The sequence below is a fragment of the Nonomuraea sp. NPDC049637 genome, from assembly GCF_040675235.1.
Lineage (GTDB): Bacteria > Actinomycetota > Actinomycetes > Streptosporangiales > Streptosporangiaceae > Nonomuraea.
On sequence record NZ_JBFAOM010000052.1, the window covers coordinates 1 to 19,065 of the forward strand.

Annotated in this window: 20 protein-coding genes and 1 pseudogene; 7 read left to right on the plus strand and 14 right to left on the minus strand. The window is 74.3% G+C overall.

The features are described from left to right. A pseudogene (locus AB0J71_RS42285) lies at positions 1-683 on the plus strand (phospholipid carrier-dependent glycosyltransferase); the annotation flags it as partial. 112 nt (positions 684-795) lie between these two features. Continuing rightward, positions 796-1,995 carry a hypothetical protein gene (locus tag AB0J71_RS42290; protein ID WP_364419750.1) on the plus strand — a complete coding sequence of 400 codons (1,200 nt, stop codon included), beginning with the start codon at positions 796-798 and terminating at the stop codon, positions 1,993-1,995. On the opposite strand, the gene AB0J71_RS42295 is transcribed toward AB0J71_RS42290, so the two are convergent. Continuing rightward, positions 1,982-2,380, minus strand: coding sequence for a MerR family transcriptional regulator (locus AB0J71_RS42295; RefSeq protein ID WP_352326258.1), 399 nt, complete (start codon positions 2,378-2,380; stop codon positions 1,982-1,984). The genes AB0J71_RS42290 and AB0J71_RS42295 overlap by 14 nt on opposite strands. Positions 2,381-2,471: 91 nt before the next feature. Here AB0J71_RS42295 and AB0J71_RS42300 point away from each other — a divergent pair, with 91 nt between their 5' ends. Continuing rightward, positions 2,472-3,413, plus strand: a complete 942-nt coding sequence (locus tag AB0J71_RS42300) for a DUF5996 family protein (protein ID WP_364419752.1) — start codon at positions 2,472-2,474, stop codon at positions 3,411-3,413. Between the two features lie 214 nt (positions 3,414-3,627). On the opposite strand, the gene AB0J71_RS42305 is transcribed toward AB0J71_RS42300, so the two are convergent. Both AB0J71_RS42305 and AB0J71_RS42310 read right to left on the minus strand, forming a co-directional pair. Then, entirely contained in the window at positions 3,628-5,046 is a 1,419-nt protein-coding gene (locus AB0J71_RS42305; protein WP_364419754.1) for an MFS transporter, read from the minus strand. Beyond that, complete coding sequence (locus tag AB0J71_RS42310; protein WP_364419756.1) at positions 5,043-5,720, minus strand: TetR family transcriptional regulator; 678 nt, start codon at positions 5,718-5,720, stop codon at positions 5,043-5,045. The genes AB0J71_RS42305 and AB0J71_RS42310 overlap by 4 nt, the downstream gene beginning before the upstream one ends. 70 nt (positions 5,721-5,790) lie before the next feature. Here AB0J71_RS42310 and AB0J71_RS42315 point away from each other — a divergent pair, with 70 nt between their 5' ends. Continuing rightward, on the plus strand, positions 5,791-6,573 hold the full coding sequence (locus AB0J71_RS42315; RefSeq protein WP_364419758.1) for an alpha/beta fold hydrolase: 783 nt from the start codon (positions 5,791-5,793) through the stop codon (positions 6,571-6,573). Here AB0J71_RS42315 and AB0J71_RS42320 read toward each other — a convergent pair. After that, on the minus strand, positions 6,482-7,489 hold the full coding sequence (locus AB0J71_RS42320; RefSeq protein ID WP_364419760.1) for a YafY family protein: 1,008 nt from the start codon (positions 7,487-7,489) through the stop codon (positions 6,482-6,484). The genes AB0J71_RS42315 and AB0J71_RS42320 overlap by 92 nt on opposite strands. An 86-nt stretch (positions 7,490-7,575) precedes the next feature. On the opposite strand from AB0J71_RS42320, the gene AB0J71_RS42325 reads away from it, so the two are divergent. Then, positions 7,576-8,058, plus strand: coding sequence for a VOC family protein (locus AB0J71_RS42325; RefSeq protein WP_352326251.1), 483 nt, complete (start codon positions 7,576-7,578; stop codon positions 8,056-8,058). On the opposite strand, the gene AB0J71_RS42330 is transcribed toward AB0J71_RS42325, so the two are convergent. Together AB0J71_RS42330 and AB0J71_RS42335 are read right to left on the minus strand one after the other, a co-directional pair. Next, entirely contained in the window at positions 8,009-8,428 is a 420-nt protein-coding gene (locus AB0J71_RS42330; RefSeq protein ID WP_364419762.1) for a DUF5360 family protein, read from the minus strand. The genes AB0J71_RS42325 and AB0J71_RS42330 overlap by 50 nt on opposite strands. Beyond that, positions 8,412-8,960, minus strand: a complete 549-nt coding sequence (locus AB0J71_RS42335; RefSeq protein ID WP_352326247.1) for a TetR/AcrR family transcriptional regulator — start codon at positions 8,958-8,960, stop codon at positions 8,412-8,414. Before AB0J71_RS42335 ends, AB0J71_RS42330 begins: the two co-directional genes overlap by 17 nt. Positions 8,961-9,061: 101 nt before the next feature. Between AB0J71_RS42335 and AB0J71_RS42340 the strand changes: the two genes are divergently transcribed. After that, positions 9,062-9,853, plus strand: coding sequence for a maleylpyruvate isomerase N-terminal domain-containing protein (locus tag AB0J71_RS42340; RefSeq protein WP_364419764.1), 792 nt, complete (start codon positions 9,062-9,064; stop codon positions 9,851-9,853). Positions 9,854-9,866: 13 nt separating this feature from the next. Here AB0J71_RS42340 and AB0J71_RS42345 read toward each other — a convergent pair whose 3' ends face one another. Next, positions 9,867-10,322, minus strand: a complete 456-nt coding sequence (locus AB0J71_RS42345; RefSeq protein ID WP_364419766.1) for a pyridoxamine 5'-phosphate oxidase family protein — start codon at positions 10,320-10,322, stop codon at positions 9,867-9,869. Positions 10,323-10,326: 4 nt separating this feature from the next. Continuing rightward, positions 10,327-10,710 carry a MerR family transcriptional regulator gene (locus tag AB0J71_RS42350; protein WP_352326244.1) on the minus strand — a complete coding sequence of 128 codons (384 nt, stop codon included), beginning with the start codon at positions 10,708-10,710 and terminating at the stop codon, positions 10,327-10,329. An 89-nt stretch (positions 10,711-10,799) separates the two neighbouring features. Between AB0J71_RS42350 and AB0J71_RS42355 the strand changes: the two genes are divergently transcribed. Next, positions 10,800-11,441, plus strand: a complete 642-nt coding sequence (locus AB0J71_RS42355) for an SDR family NAD(P)-dependent oxidoreductase (RefSeq protein WP_364419768.1) — start codon at positions 10,800-10,802, stop codon at positions 11,439-11,441. Between the two features lie 4 nt (positions 11,442-11,445). Here AB0J71_RS42355 and AB0J71_RS42360 read toward each other — a convergent pair whose 3' ends face one another. The 6 genes from AB0J71_RS42360 to AB0J71_RS42385 are packed head-to-tail and all read right to left on the minus strand — an operon-like array spanning position 11,446 to position 18,991. Next, a complete protein-coding gene (locus AB0J71_RS42360) occupies positions 11,446-12,624 on the minus strand; it encodes a hypothetical protein (protein WP_364419770.1) in 1,179 nt (392 codons plus the stop codon). Between the two features lie 37 nt (positions 12,625-12,661). After that, positions 12,662-13,090, minus strand: a complete 429-nt coding sequence (locus AB0J71_RS42365; protein WP_364419772.1) for a carboxymuconolactone decarboxylase family protein — start codon at positions 13,088-13,090, stop codon at positions 12,662-12,664. After that, the gene (locus AB0J71_RS42370) at positions 13,090-13,887 is read right to left on the minus strand and encodes a methyltransferase domain-containing protein (RefSeq protein ID WP_364419774.1); all 798 of its coding nucleotides are present in this window, start codon (positions 13,885-13,887) and stop codon (positions 13,090-13,092) included. Before AB0J71_RS42370 ends, AB0J71_RS42365 begins: the two co-directional genes overlap by 1 nt. Beyond that, the gene (locus AB0J71_RS42375) at positions 13,884-15,545 is read right to left on the minus strand and encodes a fatty acid--CoA ligase family protein (protein ID WP_352326237.1); all 1,662 of its coding nucleotides are present in this window, start codon (positions 15,543-15,545) and stop codon (positions 13,884-13,886) included. Before AB0J71_RS42375 ends, AB0J71_RS42370 begins: the two co-directional genes overlap by 4 nt. Beyond that, complete coding sequence (locus AB0J71_RS42380; protein ID WP_364419777.1) at positions 15,546-17,408, minus strand: CoA transferase; 1,863 nt, start codon at positions 17,406-17,408, stop codon at positions 15,546-15,548. Next, positions 17,399-18,991, minus strand: coding sequence for a class I adenylate-forming enzyme family protein (locus AB0J71_RS42385; RefSeq protein WP_364419835.1), 1,593 nt, complete (start codon positions 18,989-18,991; stop codon positions 17,399-17,401). The genes AB0J71_RS42380 and AB0J71_RS42385 overlap by 10 nt, the downstream gene beginning before the upstream one ends. Between the last annotated feature and the right edge of the window lie 74 nt (positions 18,992-19,065).

Genomic DNA, 19,065 nt, shown 5'->3' on the forward strand with positions numbered 1-19,065 from the left:
GCTGGTTCGCCTCCGCCAACGGCTACGGCCGCAACTGGGACCAGGCCACCTCCTCCGGCCCCTTCTTCTTCCTGTTCGACTCCATGCGCTCATGGGTCCAGTACCAGTGGCAGGTGTTCTCCTTCCACAACGGGCTGGAGACGTCCCATCCGTACATGTCCGAGCCGTGGCAGTGGCCGCTGCTGCTGCGTCCGGTGGCCTTCTTCTACGAGGGCAAGCAGAACGTGTGCGGGGCCAAGGACTGCTCGGAGGCGGTGCTCGGCGTGGGCACGCCGGTGATCTGGTTCGGCGCGCTGGCCGCGCTGGTGGCCCTGATCGCCTGGTACGTCTCCTCGCGCGACTGGCGGGCGGGGGCGGTGCTGCTGGCGTACGCGATGGGCTGGCTGCCCTGGTTCTACTTCGCCATCTCCGAGAACCGCACGATGTTCCTGTTCTACGCGATCCCCATGGTGCCGTTCATGATCCTGGCGCTGACGTTGTGCGCCGGGTTGCTCATCGGCCCCGCCACGCCGACGGAGAGCGGGGCCATGCCGATGCGCCGTACGCTGGGGGCCGCGGTGGTCGGCGCGTACGCGCTGCTCGCACTGATCAACTTCTGGTGGTTGCACCCCATCCTGTCCGCCGAAGTGATCCCCTACACCGAGTGGAAGGCCCGGATGTTGTTCGACAAACGATGGATCTGACCCGCTCACTGTAGGTAAACATCGGTTTCGTAGGGTAGTCGCTGTGCAAGACCCAATACGCACCGCATTCGGTCATCGTCATAGCTGGGTGCGATACGGCAAACTTCGAGGCATGAGTGCACCGGATGTCACCGCCCTTCTCGCCGAGTTGGAGCGATCTCAGCCGGACCTGGCCGAGGAGGCCAGGACCGCCGTCGAATGGTTGACGGGTGGGGAACCGCTGGAGACGGTGACCCAGCTCGACGTCTGCGAGTTCCTCTGGTACACGCTTCCGATCAAGGTGGGCCCGCTCCGGCCCGGAGGCGACCACGAACGCCTGTCCCGCTCGCTCGGGCGGCTGCTGCAACTGGGCGGCATGGAACGTTACGCCGCCCTGTGCGTGTCCCCCACCACCGCGCAGATCCTGCGCACCTACGCCCAGGAGGGCGAGGACGCCGGCACCAGCGCCTACCAGAAGGCTCTTGAGGCCACGGGCGTGCTCCCGCCCGACGTGCCCGAGCTGCAGTGGAGCATGATCATGGGTCCGGAGGAGCTGGGCGCGCACGTGGCCTGCTCCGCCGCGCTCGAACTGGCGATCGTCGCCGGCGACGACCTCGACCGCACCGCGCTCACCCGCCGCTGGCTCACCGAGCCCCGCGCCGAGCTGGGCGGCGACAGCTGGCTCAACCGTGTGCACGGGGAACGGCTCAACCGCTGGGTGCTCGGCCGCGGCCCGGCCAGGCGGGAGCTGGCGCAGCCGTTCGAGGTGCGCCTGTACGCGCCGGTGACGCCGCAGCCCCTGCCCGCCCTGCGCAAGTTGTTGTCCCTGGCCGCCTCCGAGGGCAGCCTGCCGCTGCGGCTGGCCCCCTCGCCCGCGGCGCTGCGGCTGCGCGAGCTGGCCGAGCGCGAGCTCGGCGCGATCAGCCGCGACGGCGTCCGGCTGACCATCACCGACTACGGCCGACACCTGCTGGGCTCGCCGGAGGCCATGTGGGAGGCGGTGACCCGGCTGCTGCTGGCCAGGGGCGAGCACGAGTTCGAGGTCTCGGCCCGCGAGGCCACGCTCATGCTGCTGGCCGACGGCGTCCTGATGTCCCCCGCCCAGCTGCGCGAACGGGTGGCCGAGGTGGTGGGGGGCGAGGGCTGGCACCCGGCCACGAGCCTCGACGACGTCACCGCGCCGGTCGCCGACCTGGTCTCCCAGCTCACCGCGCTGGGCCTGGCCTACAGCGACGACCTGGTCGTCCGGATGGACCGGCCCGGCCAGTACGCGGCCCTGGCCGCGCTGCGCGCCCACGCCCTGCGCCCGCGCAAGTACGTCAGCTCTGGCTGACGGCCTTCACGGCCTGCTTGAACTCGGGGCACTCGACCAGCGGGTCGTGCTCGCACACGGCCGCGTGGCGCAGGCTGTCGCGCAGCCGGGTGAGCTGCCGCACCCGCTGGTCCACCTCGCGTTCCTTGGCGGCCATGCGCTCGCGCAGCCGCGTGTCCGCCGGCCGGGCGCGCAGGAACTCGGCGATCTCCGACAGCGTGAACCCGGCGTCGCGGGCGCAGGTGATCAGCGCCAGCCGGTCGAGCGTCTCGGGCAGGTAGACGCGGCGCAGGCCGTTGCGGCCCTCGGCCTCGATGAGCCCTTTGCGCTCGTAGAAGCGCAGCGCGGACGCGGCCAGCCCGGTACGCCTGGCCACCTCGCCAATGTCGATCAACGTGTCCCGCATGCCCCGGCTCCTCGGCTTGAACCACCCTTCGAGCCGGATATTAGCGGAGACCCACTGAAGAATCGTTACGCAGCGTAGTTACGATGGACACATGGAGCTCTTTCCGGCCATGCCACTCGAAAAGTGGGCCGACACCAAGGAGACCTTCCACCGCTTCGCGCAGATCGTCGGGAAGATCCGGCTGACGGTGAGTAACCGGCGTAACCACTGGTGGCAGGTGCCGTTCCATCTGACCGGGCGTGGCCTGACGACGCGTCCCATGGGCGGGCTCGGCGAGCAGCCGCTGTTCTGCGTGGACTTCGACCTCGTCCGCCACCGCCTGGTGATCGACGTGCTGGACGGCCGCAGCGCGGAGTTCAGCATGATCGGGCTGTCGGTGGCCGCGTTCCAGTCCCGGCTCTTCCAGACGCTGGCCGACCTGGGCATCCGGCCGGAGATCTGGGCGGTGCCCTACGACCTGGACGACGAGACGCCGTTCGCCGAGGACACCCGCCACGCGCACTACGACCCGGTCCTGATCAACCGCTACTGGCGGATCCTGTCGCAGGTGGCGCAGCTGCTCGACCGGTTCGCCGCGGACTTCGGCGGCAAGGTCAGCCCAGTGCACCACTTCTGGCACACGTTCGACATCGCGGTCACCCTCTTCACCGGACGCCGGGCCGAGGTGCCGGAGGAGGCCGACCCGGTCACCCGCGAGGCGTACAGCCGGGAGGTGATCAGCGCGGGGTTCTGGTTCGGCGACAAGGAACGGCCCTGGCCGGCGTTCTACTCCTACACCGCGCCCGAGCCGGCGGGGCTGGAGCGGGAGCCGCTGCTGCCCGAGCAGGCCGAGTGGCTGCCCGCGCGCGGCAGCCATCTGGCCGTGCTGCGCTACGACGACGTGCGGGCCATGGGCGATCCGGTGGCAAGCGTGCTGGAGTTCCTGCAGAGCGCCTACCAGGCCGGGGCCAAGCTGACCCACCTGGACGTCGAGGAGCTGGCCTGCCCCGGCGGCATCACCGACCCGTACTACGTGAAGAACCGCCCGGCCTGAACGACGCGAAAGCCCGCCCTCCGGAGAGGGCGGGCTTCCACGTGTGCGTGTACCGGTGTGCAGGTCGCCTCTCGGCGAAAGGCACAACGCGGCTCCAGCCGAACGGTAGTCCGCGAAGGCAATAGGTGAGGCCCGGGGACACTGGACACACCGGCCACGGTCTATATAACGGGCGTTCCCCCAGGAACATTCCCCGCGTTCCCCCAGAATCCGTTCAGGCCCGGACGGCGGCCGGCTGCCGGGCCGGCAGCCCGCTCTCGCGGACCAGCAGCAGGACGGCGAAGGCCAGCAGGCCCGCGACCCCGCCGGTCCAGGCGACGGTGGAGCCCACGGCCGCCGCACTGACCTGCGCGCCGATGAGCGACTGGGCACAGGCCAGGCCGAAGGAGCCGCCGAGCTGCTTGGACAACGCCGAACCCGCGGTGGCCGTGCCCATGTCGGCGGGCGGGACGCTGCCCTGCGTGGCGATGGTGAGGCCGCCCATGGCCGGGCCCGTGCCGAGCCCCACGAGCAACAACCAGACTCCCACCAGGTACGGCGAGGTGCGCGGCCCGAGCGCGGCGAAGGCCAGCGTGCCGGCGGTGAGCAGCGCGGCCCCGGCCAGCAGCACCGGCCTGGTGCGCCCGGAACGCAGCACGAGGACGGCCGTCAGCCGGTTCCCGGCGATCATGCCCACCAGCATCGGGAGCAGCAGCAGGCCGGACACCGTGGCCGAGTAGGCGCGTACGTGCTGGAGGTACAGCGGCAGCAGCACGCCCGCGGGCAGCCCCGCCACCTGGAAGAAGAACCCGCCCGCGAGCAGCGCCGCGTACGTGCGGCGGCGCATCAGCCGCGGCGGCAGCACCGGCGTGTCCGCCCGCCGCTCGACGGGGACGAGCGCGGCCAGCAGCGCCGCCCCGCCGAGCAGCGAGCCGAGCACGGCCGGGTCGCTCCAGCCGCGGCCGGTGTTGCCCTTGAGGCTCAGGCCGATCAGCACCAGCGACAGGCCCGTGGTGAGCAGCGCGATCCCGGCCGCGTCGAGCCTGCCCGAGGTGCGCGGCGGACGCCGGTCGGGCAGCAGCAGCACGATCAGCGCGGCCGCGAGCCCCCCGGCGGGCAGGTTGACCAGGAACGCCCAGCGCCAGCCCGCGTGGTCGGCGAGCAGGCCCCCGAGCAGCGGCCCGCCGACCATGCCGGCGATCATCATGGTGGCCAGCAGGGTCTGCATGCGGATCAGGCCCTCGCTGCGGTGCGGCGGATGGAGGTCGCGGATCAGGGCCATGCCCAGGGTGAGCAGCGCGCCCGCGCCGACCCCCTGGACGGCCCTGCTGACGATCAGGACCTCCATCGAGCCGGCGAGTCCGCAGGCCAGGGAGCCGGCCAGGAAGATCGCGAGGCCGGAGAGGAGGAGACGGCGGCGGCCGTACAGGTCGGAGAAACGGCCGTAGATCGGGACGCTCACCGACGAGGTGAGCAGGTAGGCGGTGATCAGCCAGACGTACCAGGAGGTGGTGCCGCCGACCTGCGCGACGATGCGCGGGAGCGCGGTGCCGACGACGGTGCCGTCGAGCATGCCCAGGAAGGCGCAGCCGAGTAAGGCGTAGGTGACCGCCGTGCGACGGCCGGGCGCGAGGTCCTCGTAGAGGTCGGTCAAGGGCGTTCGCCCGCCGCGAGCGCGCCGTTCAGGAACAGCTCCACCAGCTCTTCCGAGCTCAGCGGGGACGGGCCGCGGCCGGCCGCCATCACCAGGAACTGGAACGCCTCGGCCAGGCGCTCGGGGGCCAGCCTGAGCCGGTCGCGCTCGGGCTCGAACAGCCCGGCCAGGGCCTCGCGGGAGGCCGCCATCGACTCCTCCCGCCCGGACCCCGGCCGCCCGCCCCCCTCGGCGGCGCGGGGCTCGCCTCCTGAGGCGGGGCTGGCCTCGTCTCCGGGTGCCGGGCGGTCGCCTCCGGGGGCGGGGCGGCGCAGGCCGCCCGTGGTGGCCAGGGCGCCCGCGACCGCGCCCATCCTGGCCAGGTAGCCGCGCAGCGCCTCGGCGGCCTCCACCAGCCGGTCGGCCAGCGGCAGGTCGAGGGAGATCGCGGACACGTGGGCGAGGGTGTCGTCGGGGCGCAGCGCCTCGGCCAGGCAGGCGGCGAGCAGCGCCTCCTTGTCGCCGAAGGCGCGGAAGATCGTGCCCTCGCCGATGCCGGCCGCGCGGGCGACCTGGGCGGTGGTCACGGAGGTGCCGTACTCCACCACCAGGGGGAGGGCGGCCTTCACGATCATCTCGCGGCGTCGTTCCGGGCTCATCGCCGGCGCTCTCCGCCGGCTCGTCTCGTTCGTCATGCCGTCAACGGTACGGAGTGAGTACTCACTCCGTCAAGGGCACGGACGTCGCCGTGGCACCATCGAAGGCGTGCCTTTCGCCATGACGGGCGGCGTCAAGCTGTCCTACCAGGTCCGCGGCAGCGGCCCCGCGCTCATGCTGCTCCAGGGCCAGGCCAACGACCACCGCTGGTGGGACCCGGTCCGCGACGACTTCGACCGCGCCCACCGCACGATCACCTTCGACTACCGCGGCACCGGCGACAGCGACAAGCCCGACGAGCCCTACACCACCCGCGGGTTCGCCGAAGACGTGCTGGCCGTGCTCGACGAGCTGGGCGTCGCCCGCGCCGACGTCTACGGCACGTCGATGGGCGGCCGGGTGGCCCAGTGGCTGGCCGCCGACCACCCCGGCCGGGTGGGGGCGCTGGTGCTCGGCTGCACCTCCCCCGGCGGCGTCCACGGCTTCGAACGCGGCGCCGACGTGCGCAGGGCGCTCGCGCAACCCGACCGGGCCGCCGCCGGACGGGCGCTGCTGGAGCTGATGTACACGCCGGGCTGGCTGGCCACGCATCCGGGGCCGTACCGGACGGTGGGCGATCCGGGCATGCCCGCCCACGCGCGCCGCCGCCACCTGGCCGCCAGCGCCGGGCACGACGCCTGGGCCGTGCTGCCCGCCATCGCCGCACCGACCCTGGTCGTGCACGGCGCCGACGACGTGTTCAACCCGGCCGCCAACGCCCCGCTGCTGGCCGGGCGCATCCCGGGGGCGGAGCTGCGGCTCATCGAGGGGGCGCGGCACGCCTACTTCGAAGAGTTCCGCGAGGTGGCGAGCCCGCTGGTGCTGGAGTTCCTGGCGCGCTCGCGCGGGTGAGCCGGGCGGCCAGCCCCTGAAGGTGGGCGACGAGCTCGGGCGGCTCGTGCGCCTCGAACTCGCAGCCGAGCGTGATCAGCCGGAAGGCCAGCCAGTCCAGGGTGTCGGCGGAGGCGCGCAGCAGGCAGGTGTCCGCGTCCAGCGGGGTGAGCTCGCCGGGGATCGCGCGGGCCACGACCTCGGCGGGCGCGTGCAGGGTCACCACCGCCTCGTACGTGGGCACGCCCGAGTAGAGCTTGGCGGCGACGTACGCGGCGGGGTCGGCCGGCTCGGTCGTGGTGACGCGGGCGCCGGTGGCCCGTACGTCGTCCATGCGGTCGACGCGGAACAGCCGCCGGTCGTCCCGGTCGTGGTCGTGGGCCAGCAGGTACCAGCGCCGCCCGGCGGCCACCAGCCGGTACGGGTCCACCAGCCGGGCGCTTCGCGCGCCGTCGGCCGCCAGGTACCGGAAGCGCACCCGTTCGCGGTTGGCGACGGCCATGGCCAGCGTCGTGAGCCGGCCCGGATCGACGTCGAACCCCTCGGAGCCGGGCAGCGGGACGGTCGCGGCGCCGAGCGAGGCCACCCGATGGCGCAGCCGGGACGGCAGCACCTGCTCCAGCTTGGCCAGCGCACGCACCGACGCCTCCTCGATGCCCTGCACGGGATGCCGGGCCGCGGTCACCAGGCCCACGGCGATGGCGACGGCCTCCTCGTCGTCCAGCAGCAGCGGCGGCATGGCCGCGCCCGCGACCAGCCGGTAGCCGCCGTCCGCGCCCATGGTGGCCACGACCGGGTAACCCAGGTCGCGCAGCCGCTCGACGTCGCGCCGGACCGTGCGGCGGCTGACCCCGAGCCGCTCGGCCAGTTCGCCGCCCGGCCATTCGCGCGGGGTCTGGAGCAGTGACAGCAGGCTCAGCAACCGCAAGGACGTCATGGTCCAAGAATGCCGTCGATATAGGACAGAAGTTGACCTACTGGCCTCCTAAAGTCGTCTCGACGCACCGATCGAGGAGGCACAACATGACCGTCAACCCCATCCCCGAGGGCTACACCACCGTGACGCCGTGGATCATCTCGCGGGACACGGCGGGGCTGATCGACTGGCTCAAGGCCGCCTTCGACGCCGTCGAGCTGGGCCGGATGACGGGCCCGGACGGCGACGTCCAGCACGCCGAGGTGCGGATCGGGAACGCCGTGGTGATGATGTTCGACGCCCGGCCCGAATGGCCTGACACGCCCGGTTTCCTGCGCCTGTACGTGCCCGACGCGGAAGCCGTCCACCGCCGCGCGGTCGAGGCGGGCGGCACGTCCGTCACCGAGGTCACGCACCTGTTCTTCGGCGACCTGGTCGGCCGGGTGCGCGACCCCTGGGGCAACCTGTGGTGGATCCAGACCCACATCGAGGACGTCTCCGCCGAGGAGGCGGGCCGCCGCCTGAGCGACCCCGGGTTCGTCAAGGCGATGGAATACGTCCAGGGCGCGGAATTCTTCCCCGGGCGGTGAGCGCGGCGATCGCCGGCAGCGGGAAGAGCAGCAGGTAGAGGTTGGGGATCCACCAGGCGGGCGAGAAGTCGCCGCGCAGCGTCCAGAACGCGATCGCCATCAGCCCCGAGGCCGCCGTCAGCACCAGCGAGACCAGCATCAGCGGCTCGCCCGCGGGCGAACGCCGGCGCAGCAGCCACAGGCTGGTCAGTCCGGTGGCGCTGGCCGGCAGGTCGATCCAGAGGAACGACCAGTTCCAGTCGGCCATCAGCGGATCGGCGTAGCCGGCGAAGGCCCACCCGGGCGGGATCAGGCCGAGCCCGGTGATCGTGAAGTAGGCCACGAAGCCGAGATCTGTCAGCACCATCAACGCCTTAGTCGCGCGCAGCACGGTCGATGGCCTCCATCAGGTAGCGGCGGGTGGGTTCGTGCAGGCCGGGGCCGGGTTCGCCGAGGCCGAGCAGGCGGGCGGCCCACCAGCCGTCCACCGCCAGCCGGACGGCGGTCGCGGCGGCCGGGTCGATGCCGTCGTCGGCCAGCCGGGCCTGCCAGGCGGCGAACCGCTCGCGCAGCGGCTCCAGCCCGGCCGGATCGACCAGCACGCCCGCCAAAAGCGCGACGGTGACCCGGTCGGCCGGGACGGAGGCGGTGTGGCGTTCGGGGATCGTGGCCCGGACGTAGGCCCGCAGGAAGTCGCCCGGACGCCCGCCCGCCGCCGCCAGCGCCTGGTCGAAGGCGTCGGTCAGCCGCGCGACCATGGCGGCGACCAGGGCCTGCTTGGTCGGGAAGTGGTAGAACAGGCCGCCCTTGGAGACGCCCGCCCGCCGGGCGACCGCCTCCAGCGTGAGCGACTCCGCGCCTTCGGTCAGCAGCACGTCGGCGGCGGCGTCGAGCAGCCGGTCCTTGGAACTGGGTCGTGGCATGGCCATTACTGTACCGGCTGACCGGTACAGTTTCGAGCCGTTCCCGCCTGCGCATAACCTCATCCGACCTTGCGCACACCCGGCCCGATCGGAGCGAGCCCATGGATCACGTCGCGCACTTCCACCGCGAGGTACGGGCGTTCGAGGCGGCCGCGCGGCGGGCGACCGCGTCGGGCGGCGCGCCCCTCGTGCCGTCCTGCCCCGGCTGGTCGGTCGCCGACCTGGTCATCCACCTGGGCGCGGTGCACCGGCACGTGCACGCGGTCATCGACGAGCGCCTTCCCGGGCTGCCCGACCCCGCCGACGTCGCCGTCCTCGGCCTGCCGGCTGACTTCGGCGACTGGCCCCATCCCGACCGCGCGCCCAACACCGGGCCGGTGCCCCCGGCCGTGCTCGACTGGTTCGCCGAGGGCGCCGCGCGGCTCGAAGCGCGCTTCTCCGCCGCCTCCCCCGACGACCCCGCCTGGACGTGGTCCGCCGAGCAGACCGTCGGGTTCTGGCAGCGGATGCAGGCCATCGAGGCCGCCGTCCACCGCTGGGACGCCGAGAACGCGCTCGGCACGGCCGCCCCGATCGACGCCGCGTTCGCCGCCGACGCCGTCACCCAGGTCTTCGAGGTGATGGCCCCGGCCCGCCGGTCCTGGACGCAGGCTCCGCCCGGCGCGGGCGAGCGCTACCTGTTCCGCCAGAGCGACGGGCCCGGAAGGTGGGCGGTGTGCTTCGACGGGGACGACGTCCGGCTCACCGGCGACTCCAAGGGCGCGGTCGAGGTCGCCGGAACGGCCTCCGACCTGCTGCTGCACCTGTGGCACCGGCTGCCGGCCGACCGGCTCGACGTACGCGGCGACCGGGCCCTGCTGGACCGCTACTTCACGCTCGTCCCGCCGGTGTGAGCCTGCCTCGGCCTCACGCCTCCCCGCCGAGGCGCTCGACCACCACCCCGCCCGGATGCAGCGGCAGGCGACGCCCGGACATGCGGTGCAACGGCAGCCGCACGAGCACCGGGTCGGTCAGCTCCGGCCAGGGCGCGCCGGTCAGCCGCTCCAGCCGCCCGACCTCCTCCCGATCCCGGACGACCTCCGCGACGCCGGTCACCAGCACGCTCCACCCGGTGCGCATGGCCGGCTCCATGTCGTCGATCTCGAACGCCATCGGCACCCGGTGCTCGATCGCCTCCAGGATGCGGCCGGGCGGGATCCGGAACACGACGGTGTCGGCGTCGAGCGTGAAGTTCACCGGCAGCACGATGATCGTGCCGCCCGGCCGCGCCCACGCCACCCGGCCCACGGGGACCGTGGACAGCAGCGTCAGGCACTCCTCGCGACTCATCGCCCGGATGGCCCCCAGATCCATGCCGTCCATCCTCTCACCTGGGCGGACGCTCCCCTTCTGCAGGCTCGCGGGCGGTGGCGAGCATGGAGTCGAGCGCGTTCCGCGAGGCCGCCAGGCGGCTGATCTCGCCGCTGATGCGGGCGCGCTCGCGGTTGAGGTTGTCCATCATCTCGGGGCAGGAGGAGGGCACCATGTCGGCGCCGTCGTCGTGCACGCAGTGCAGCACCCTGGTGATGACCGCAGTGGGCAGGCCGGCGTCGAGCAGCGCGCGGATGTGGCGCACCTCCGCGACGTCGGTCTCGGCGTACTCGCGGTAGCCGTTCGGCAGGCGCAGCGGTTTGAGCAGGCCCTGGTCCTCGTAGTAGCGCAGCAGCCTGCGGCTCACTCCGGTCTGCCGGGCGAGATCGCCGATTCGCATGGAACCTCCGGGTTGACCTTCACATGGATGTGACCCTTTATCGTCCCTATTGTCGCCAATACAGATGGGAGATGAAGGTGTCCGGAGCAGTGATCATCGCAGCGGGGCCGGGGATCGGGCAGGCGGTGGCGCGCCGGTTCGCCGCCGAGGGGCTGCCGGTCGGCCTGATCGCGCGCACCGCGCGGACGGTGGAGTCGGCGGCGGCGTCCCTGTCCTCCTACGGCGTGCCGGTCGCCACGGCGGTCGCCGACAGCACCGACGAGGACGCGTTGCGCGCCGCGCTCGACAAGACGGCCGCCGAGCTGGGGCCGCCCGACGTCGTGGTCTACAACGCCGCGATCGTCCAGGCCGACCGGCCCGGGGAGCTGCCCGCGAAGGCCCAGCTCGACGCGTACGCGGTCAACGTCGTCGGGGCGCTCACCGCCGCGGCCCACGTGGCGCCGGGGATGGCCGGGCGCGGCGGCGGCACGTTCATCGTCACCGGCGGCATGCCGCATCCCAAGCCGGGCTACGTGAGCCTGTCACTGGGCAAGGCCGGCGTACGGACCCTGGTGACCCTGCTCGACCAGGAGTACGGCGCGGACGGCGTGCACGTGGCCAGCGTCACGGTGGCCGGCGTGGTCGCCCCCGGCACCGCGTTCGACCCCGACGACATCGCCAAGCACTACTGGCGCCTGCACACCCAGCCCCGCGACCAGTGGGAACACGAGGCCCAGCACCTCGGCACCTGACCCCTCACCAGGCGGCGACCGGCGACTCGCCCTCGCCCGATCGTTTGCCCGCGTCGATCCGGACCGACGTGGTGGACCCGTCGGCGAGGTCGACCCGGCGCGCCCGCCATCCGTCCGTGTACAGCAGCTGCCTGCCGGTCCCGTCGATGCTGAAGCGAAGGCCCAGCGAGGCTCCCCGCGGCAGGGTCAGCCGCGCCACCACCTGGGGCCGGCCGCCCGCGACCGGCACCCGCTCGACGTCGTGACCGGCGGAGTAGAGCAGGGCGCCCCCGTCGGGGGTGAAGGCCACCGACTGGGGGATCCACACCGCCCTGTCCGCCCTGTCCGGCCTGACCGGCCGCGACGCGGCGATCAGATCGGAGCCCTTGTTCCCCAGGTCGAGCACCTTGACGCCGCTGGGGAGCATCGCCATGGCCAGCCGCCGCCCGTCGGGCGCCCAGGCCAGGCCCATGACGGCGGTGCTCTCCCGGGTGACCCAGTCCCGCCGCCGCCCGGTGGCCAGGTCGAGGACCGCCACCTTGGTCCCGCCGCCGACGAGCGTGACGGTGTAGGCGAGCCTGGTGGCGTCCTGGCTGAGTGCCATCGCGGTCACCTGGTCGGGCTCGGGTTCGAGGTCGGGCACGAGCTCCGGCTCGCCGGGCCGTCCCTTCTCGTCGAGACGGATGCGGAAGAGCCGGAGCGGCGTGTCCAGCCCCGTCCATCCGGCCAGCACGAACGTGCGGTTGTCGGGGGCGGCGGCGACGAGGTGCCAGGACGAGCGCACCCCGGGCGGCAGCGGCACGGCCGCCACGAAGGCGCCCGTCACGGCGTCGTTCACGGCGGGCGGCACCGGCGTGGCGTGCGCCGTCTTGGACGAGTCCGTGAAGGAGAAGATCGGCGTCCGGGCGGTGACGAAGAAGCGCGGCGGCCCGGTCGCCGTCAGGGGCCTGCCCGTCGCCATGGGCTCGGCCAGCGAGGTCGCCGGAACCAGCGGCGGCGGCCGGAAGGACGACGGCGAAGGAGTCCCGCCCGGCATCGTCGGGGCGTCCGTGGCGACGCGGGGCATGGCCGGCGCCAGGCTGGACGACGGCGGCGCGGACGGGTCGTTCATCAGGGAGACCCGCTGGGTCGCCGGGTCGGCGCAGGCGCCGGTCAGCGTGAGCACGATCAGGCCCGCTAAGGCCACCTCCGTACGGGATCGCATGCCTCGATCGTGCCACAGCCACCGCCACGATCACCGCCTATCCGGCGGGCGGACCGGCCGCGATCGCCATCCGGTTCCAGACGTTGATGGCGGCGATCGTCCACAGCAGGTGGGCCAGCACGGTCTCGTCGAAGTGCTCGCGGGCCGCGTCGAACACCTCCTCCGGCACCCCGGCCTCGGCGATCCTGGTCATCGACTCGGTGAGCGCCAGCGCCGCGCGTTCTGGCCCGGTGAACAGGGTGCTGTCGCGCCAGAGGGCGAGGGCGTGCAGGCGTCCGGCGTCCTCGCCCGCCTCCAGGGCGGCGCGGGTGTGCCTGCCGAGGCAGACCGCGCAGCCGTTGAGCTGCGAGGCCCGCAGCCGGACGAGCTCGGCGAGCGCGGGATCGAGCTCCCGGCTCGCGGCGGCGTCGAGGCGGGCCATCGCGGAGTGCACGCCCGGCGCGGCGCCGTACAGGTCGATGCGCATCACGCCACCTCCAGGGGACGGCGGCCCTGCACGGAGTAGGTCACGCACGAGGTGGCGCGGAAGTCCGGATGGGCCAGCAGCGCGCGCACGTCGGCGAGCTGCCGGTCGGTCAGGCCCTCCTCGGCGAACCGGCCGCGCAGGTGCCTGGTGTGGTGGGCGACCAGCCGCGCCCCCGGCGAGCGGGCGTCCCACAACTCCACCCGGGGCCTGGGGTCGACGCCGGTCAGCCCGGCCCGCCGCATCGCCCCGGCCGCGTGACGTCCCCAGGCCACGTCCACCCCGGCGCGCGTCATCACGCGGATCTTGGCCTGCATGAACGTCTCGTAGAGCTCGGCCGCAGCCGGGTCGGGCATCAGCAGCCCGGGGCCGTAGGTGATGTCGAACTCGTCGAGCTGCAGCACGCCGCCCGGCTTCAGCGCCCGGACGAGCCGGTCCAGCACGGCCAGCCGCTCCGGCAGGAGCAGCAGCACCAGCCGCGCGTGCACCACGTCGAACGCGGCCTCCGGCAGCGGGTCGCGGACGATGTCGTGCCTGATCACCTCCAGCCGGGGGGCCACGGGCGCGAAGGCGGGCTCGATGTCGGTGGCCAGCACGCTCCCGGCCGATCCGACGCGGCGGGCCAGCCACTCCGCCACGCTGCCGCCGCCCGCGCCCACCTCCAGGCACCGCATGCCGGGCCCGACGCCCGCCTCGGCCAGGCGCTCGACGGTCATCGGGTCGTAGGCCAGCTCCAGGCAGCGGTGCTGCTCGGCGACGTGGTCGCGGCGCTCGCCGAACACGTAGGCGGTCCGGCTCATCGGCCGCTCCTCATCGGGCTGCGCGGGACGGGCACCGCCGACCGCGCGGCCAGCCGGGTGAGGGTGGCGGCGCAGACCTTGCCGGTCGGGCCGAGCGGCAGTTCGGGCAGCCAGAGGAACCGTTCGGGGAGTTTGCGCCGGTCCAGGCCGCGTTCCTCGCGCAGGTAGACGATCAGCTCGGCCGGGGACGGCGGTCTCGCGCCGGGCCGCGGCGACACGCAGGCGCACATGCGCTCCCCCAGGTCGTCGTCCGGCACCGGGACGCAGAAGGCGTCGGCGACGTCGGGATGGGTGCTGAGCTCGCGTTCGACCTCGGCCGGGGAGATGCTGAGGCCGCCGCGCATCACGACGCGCTTGATCCGGTCGAGGACCCACAGCGTGCCGTCGGGGTCGAGGCGGCCCAGGTCGCCGGTGCGGACCCAGCCGCCGGGGGCGCGGTAGCGGTCGTCCAGGTCGGGGGCGGCGACGTAGCACAGAGGGGTCATCGGGCCGAGGGCCCAGATCTCGCCCGGCTCGCCCGGCGGCACCGGCTCGCCCTCGGCGTCCCGGATGGTGATCTCGGCGACGGCGGGGTCCGGGGTTCCGGCCAGGCCGGGGGCCCACCGGTCCGGGGCACGGCCGGTGTGGCAGTTGACGCCGTCGGTGGAGCCGTACACGTTGACGAGCGGCACGCCGAACCGGTGGGCGCACGCCTGCCTGGCCTCGCCGTGCAGGGGCTGGGCGCTGCTGACGACGCGGCGCAGCGACGACAGGTCGGCCTCGGCCGCCGAGTCGGCCATGCGGCGCAACATCGTCGGGACGCCGTACAGGTGGGTGGGGCGGTGCCGCTCGACGGCGCGCAACGCATCGGCGGCGTCGAAGCGGGCGCGCAGGATCAGCGTGCCGCCGTGCCGGGCCAGCAGCACGGACGTGCCGCAGGAGCCGTAGGAGGAGGCCAGCGAGACCAGCAGCAGGTTGCGCGTGGGCCCGTCCTCGCCCAGCACGGCCCGCAGGTAGGCGCCCCGGCCGCCGGCCATGGCGTTGTGGGAGTAGGCGACCATCTTCGGCTCGGACTCGGTGCCGGAGGAGAGCAGGATCCGGGCGGGCCACTCGGCGGCCGGGCACGCGGGCCGCCACCCGCGGACGTCGTGCTCTGCCACGTCGTCGAGCGATCGGGTGCCCGGCGTGGGCGGGCCGAACGTCCACGTCTGCGCCAGGTACGGCAGCCCGGCCCGCAGCCCCAGGGCCAGTTCCGGCACGGTGATCAGCGCGGCCGCCCGGGAGCGGTTCAGCAGGCCCGCGATGTCGCGCTGCCCCCGCGTGTGCGGGATGGGCAGGGCCACCGCGCCGATGGCGGCCACCGCCAGCTCGGCCACCACCGCGTCACGCCCGTTGGGCAGCAGAACGGCGATGATGTCGGCCGTTCCCCGCCCGGCGGCGGCAAGCGCGGCGGCGGCCCGGCGCACGCGGGCGTCCAGGCCGGCGAAGTCGAGCGAGCCGGTCTCGTCGGCGACCGCCTCACGGTCCGGCGTGCGGCGCACGTGCCGGCTGAACAGGCTGTACAGGTCCAGGCCGGGGCACAGGCCGCGGGCGGTCCATGCCGCGCGCACGTCCGCGGGCACGCGGTCGGCCAGGACGATCCCGTTGGCCGACGTCCAGGGCAGGGGGTCGGTACGCATTCAGAGGGCCTCCTCGTGGTGGGGGGCTGGCACGAACGTCCAGGGGGCACGGCTGTAGGCGGCTTGCGGGGTACGGTCGAGCACCTGGTCGAAGGCGGGGTCGTCGGCCATGGCGGCCAGGTCCGTCACGGCGGCGGCCGCCCGGCTCGCCGGCGGGGCGCCGGACGAGGTGGCGGGCGGGGAGCCGGGCGGGATGGCGGGCGGGGAGCCGGGCGGGATGGCGGGCGGGGTGGGGGGCGAAGTGGGGAGCGGGGTGGCGCGCAGCAGGCGGGCCGCGTCGATGAGCGCCGTCCCCGCGCGTACGCCGGCGCCGGTGCGGGCGCGGGCCACCAGCGCCGCGACGACGGCTTCCGCGCTGATCAGCGCGCCCAGCACGTCGGTCAGCGTCATCAGGGACGGCGTGGGCTGCTCGCCGGGTCCGGCCAGCCGCGCCGCCACCCCGCTGTAGGCCTGCACCAGGTAGTCGGTGCCCATGGGCTGCGGCGGGGGCAGCGCCTCGGCCCACCCCCCGGCCTGCGCGTACACCAGGGACGGCCGGACGGGCGCGAGGTCGTCGTGGTCCAGCCCGTACGAGCAGGCCCTGCCGGGCGGCCAGTTGTGCAGGAACACGTGGGCGCAGGCGATCAGGCGCAGGGCGGCCCGGCGTCCGGCGGCGGACTTGAGGTCGGCTTCGAGGGCGCGTTTGCCCCGGTTGAGCGCGAGGAACCGGGCCGACGTCGGCCCCGCCATCGGGGGCACCCCGCGCAGCGGGTCCCCGCCGGGCGGCTCAAGGCGCACGACGTCCGCGCCGAGCAGGCCGAGCACGTGCCCGGCCAGCGGCCCCTGCACCCGGTTGGTGGACTCCACGACGAGCAGCCCGGCCAGCGGGCCCCGGGCGTCCCGGGCGAGCGGCGGCAGACCGGCCGGCTCCCCGGCGGCAGCCTTGGTGGCGGCCCCGGCGGCGGCCCCGGTGGCGGTCTCGGTCAGTGCGCGCAGCCGCCACGGCGAGGCGGGCGGGGGCGCCAGCGGTGCGTCCGCGTCCCGTACCGGGAGCACGCTGACGCCGGCGTCCGCGGCGGCCGCCACGACGTCCCGGTAGCAGGCGGCGGCGGCCGTCCGGCCCAGCTCGGCCGGCAGTGCGCAGGTCGCCGTCGCGAACCGCTGCTGGAACGGCGGCCAGCCCGCCGCCACCGCCATCGGCTCGGCGCCGAGCAGCTCCCAGAACCGCCGCCAGCACTCCGCGTCGAACGTCTCGATCTCGAACCGCACGCCGTCCGCCGACCGGAACGGCGGCACCCGCCCCTCGCCCGGGGCCGGCACGCGTCCGGCGGAGAGGGGCGGGTCGAAGCGTTCACAGGTGGCGACGGCGATGTACTGGGTGAGCGCGAGCAGCGCCGCCTGCGCGACGGACGTGCGCGCCGCCAGCGCGGGCCCGCCCCGCAGCAGGGCGAGCAGGACCGCCGTGAGCGCCTGGGCGGTGAGCACCCCGGCGCACACCGACGCGTAGTCCAGGCGCAGCGCCCTCGGCCCGCCGGCGGTCCGCCCGTGCACGTGGGCGATCCCGCAGGCCGCCTGTACGTCGTGCTCGCCCGCCATCGGCACCCCGACCGGCCCCGACCAGCCGATCCCGCACTCCGGCAGCGCCTCCCCCGGCCTGCCGAACGGCGTGGAGGCGACCCCCAGCCACCCGGCGGGCGACCCGCCGGGCGGCGGCGCGCCGTCGAACCGGACCTCGCAGCCCAGCGCGCACAGCCGCTGGACGGCCACCCGCAACGCGACCGACTCGCCCCGCGCCCGCACGACCACGCCCGCCAGCGGCCAGGCGACCGCCTCCCGCTCGGCGACGGACCGGCCGGCGGCCCGCGACCCCGGCGTCACGTCCACCGCCCGGTGCCGTACGTGTCGGGGGTCTCGCCCAGCAGCTCGCGCAGCGCCGTCCTGCGGACCTTGCCCGTGCCGGTGCGGGGGACCTGGTCCCAGGTGATCACCACGGGGTCGGCCAGTTCGGGCAGGTCGGCGACGGCCCGCCGCCACGCGTCGCGGTCGAGGCCGCCGTCCTCGGTGACCACGACCGGCACGGTAGGCCGCCCGGGGACGCCCAGGATCACGCACTCCAGCACTTCGGGCAGCCGGTCGTCGATCACGTCCTCCAGCTCCACGCAGCTCGCGCCGGGGATCGTGTCGGTCTCCCGGTCCACGAACCGCACCCGGCCGGTACGGCTGAGCGTCCCGACGTCCCCGGTGTGCCACCATCCGCCGAGTCGTTTGCCCAGCCACCGTTCCTGCTCGCCGACGTACCCGAGGCACAGGGCCTTGGTGCGGCAGACCATGAGCCCGCTCGCGCCGCGCGGCAGCGGACGCAACGTCTCCCGGTCCACCACCCGCAGCCGGGTCCGCGTGGGCACCGGACGTCCGAGGTCGCGCGTGGTGGGGTGGCGGCCGTCGTCGCCCGCCATGGAACGGCGGGTGAGCAGGCGGAAGGTCAGCGGGCCGGTCTCGCTCTGCCCCCAGCCCTGCATCCACACCGGCCGCCGGTGCCGGGTGGCGTTCAGGAAGGCGCGCACGGTCGGCGGGTGCACGGCGTCGAACGTGCTGATGTACAGGCGTACCCGCGCGAACGGGCCGGCCTCGCCGAGCGTGCGCCGCTGCCACCGCACGTACGTGGCCGGCAGCGCCTCCAGCGTCGTGGGCCGGTGCCGGGCCAGGAACGGGCCGGCCTCCTCCCAGCCGGGTGCGGAGACGGCCAGCACCTTGGCGGGGCCGAGCCACAACACGCTCGCGGTCCAGGCCAGGGCCCGCCCGTGGGCGAAGGAGATGGCGCTCGCCACGACGTCGTCGGGACGGCTGCCCAGCACCGGCCACCGGTGGGCCTCGAACCCGGCCAGGCGGCGCAGCAGCGTACGGGTGGAGTGCACGACGAGTTTGGGCACCCCGGTCGTCCCCGAGGTGTGCATGACGGCCAGCGGGTCGTCCAGCGCGGGCCGGTGCGCCGGCGGCACGGCCCAGCCGCGGACGTCGTCCAGCGACAGCAGCCCCTTCGCCGGGCCGTCGAGGACCAGGGTGCGCGGCGCCTGGAACGCCACGCCGGGCCGGGCGGCGAGGGCGGAGTCGGTGACGAGCAGCGCGGGCTCCAGCCGTTTGAGCAGGATCTCCAGCACGTCGGGCGGCAGGTCGGCGGACAGTGTGGCGGGCACCGCCCCGATGCGCGCGGCGGCGCAGGACAGCAGCACGTAGTCCCAGTGGTTGCGCTTGACGACGGCGACCCGGTCACCCCGGCGCGCGCCGGCCGCGGCCAGCCAGCCGGCCGCCTCCCTGACCAGCTCGGCCAGGTCCGGCAGGTCGAGGTCGGTGCCGAGGTGGGGGGCGATGTCCAGGGGACGGCTCACGTGCACGCCGGTCCTGCGTCCGCGATCGGCGAGGTCGTCGAAAAGGGTGCCCAACTCGATGGGCCGGGTGAAGAAGGCCATCTGCTTTCTCTCCATGCGCGTACGTCATTGACAGGCGGGCGGCCCCGGCAGGCGGGCGGCCCCGGCAGGCGGGC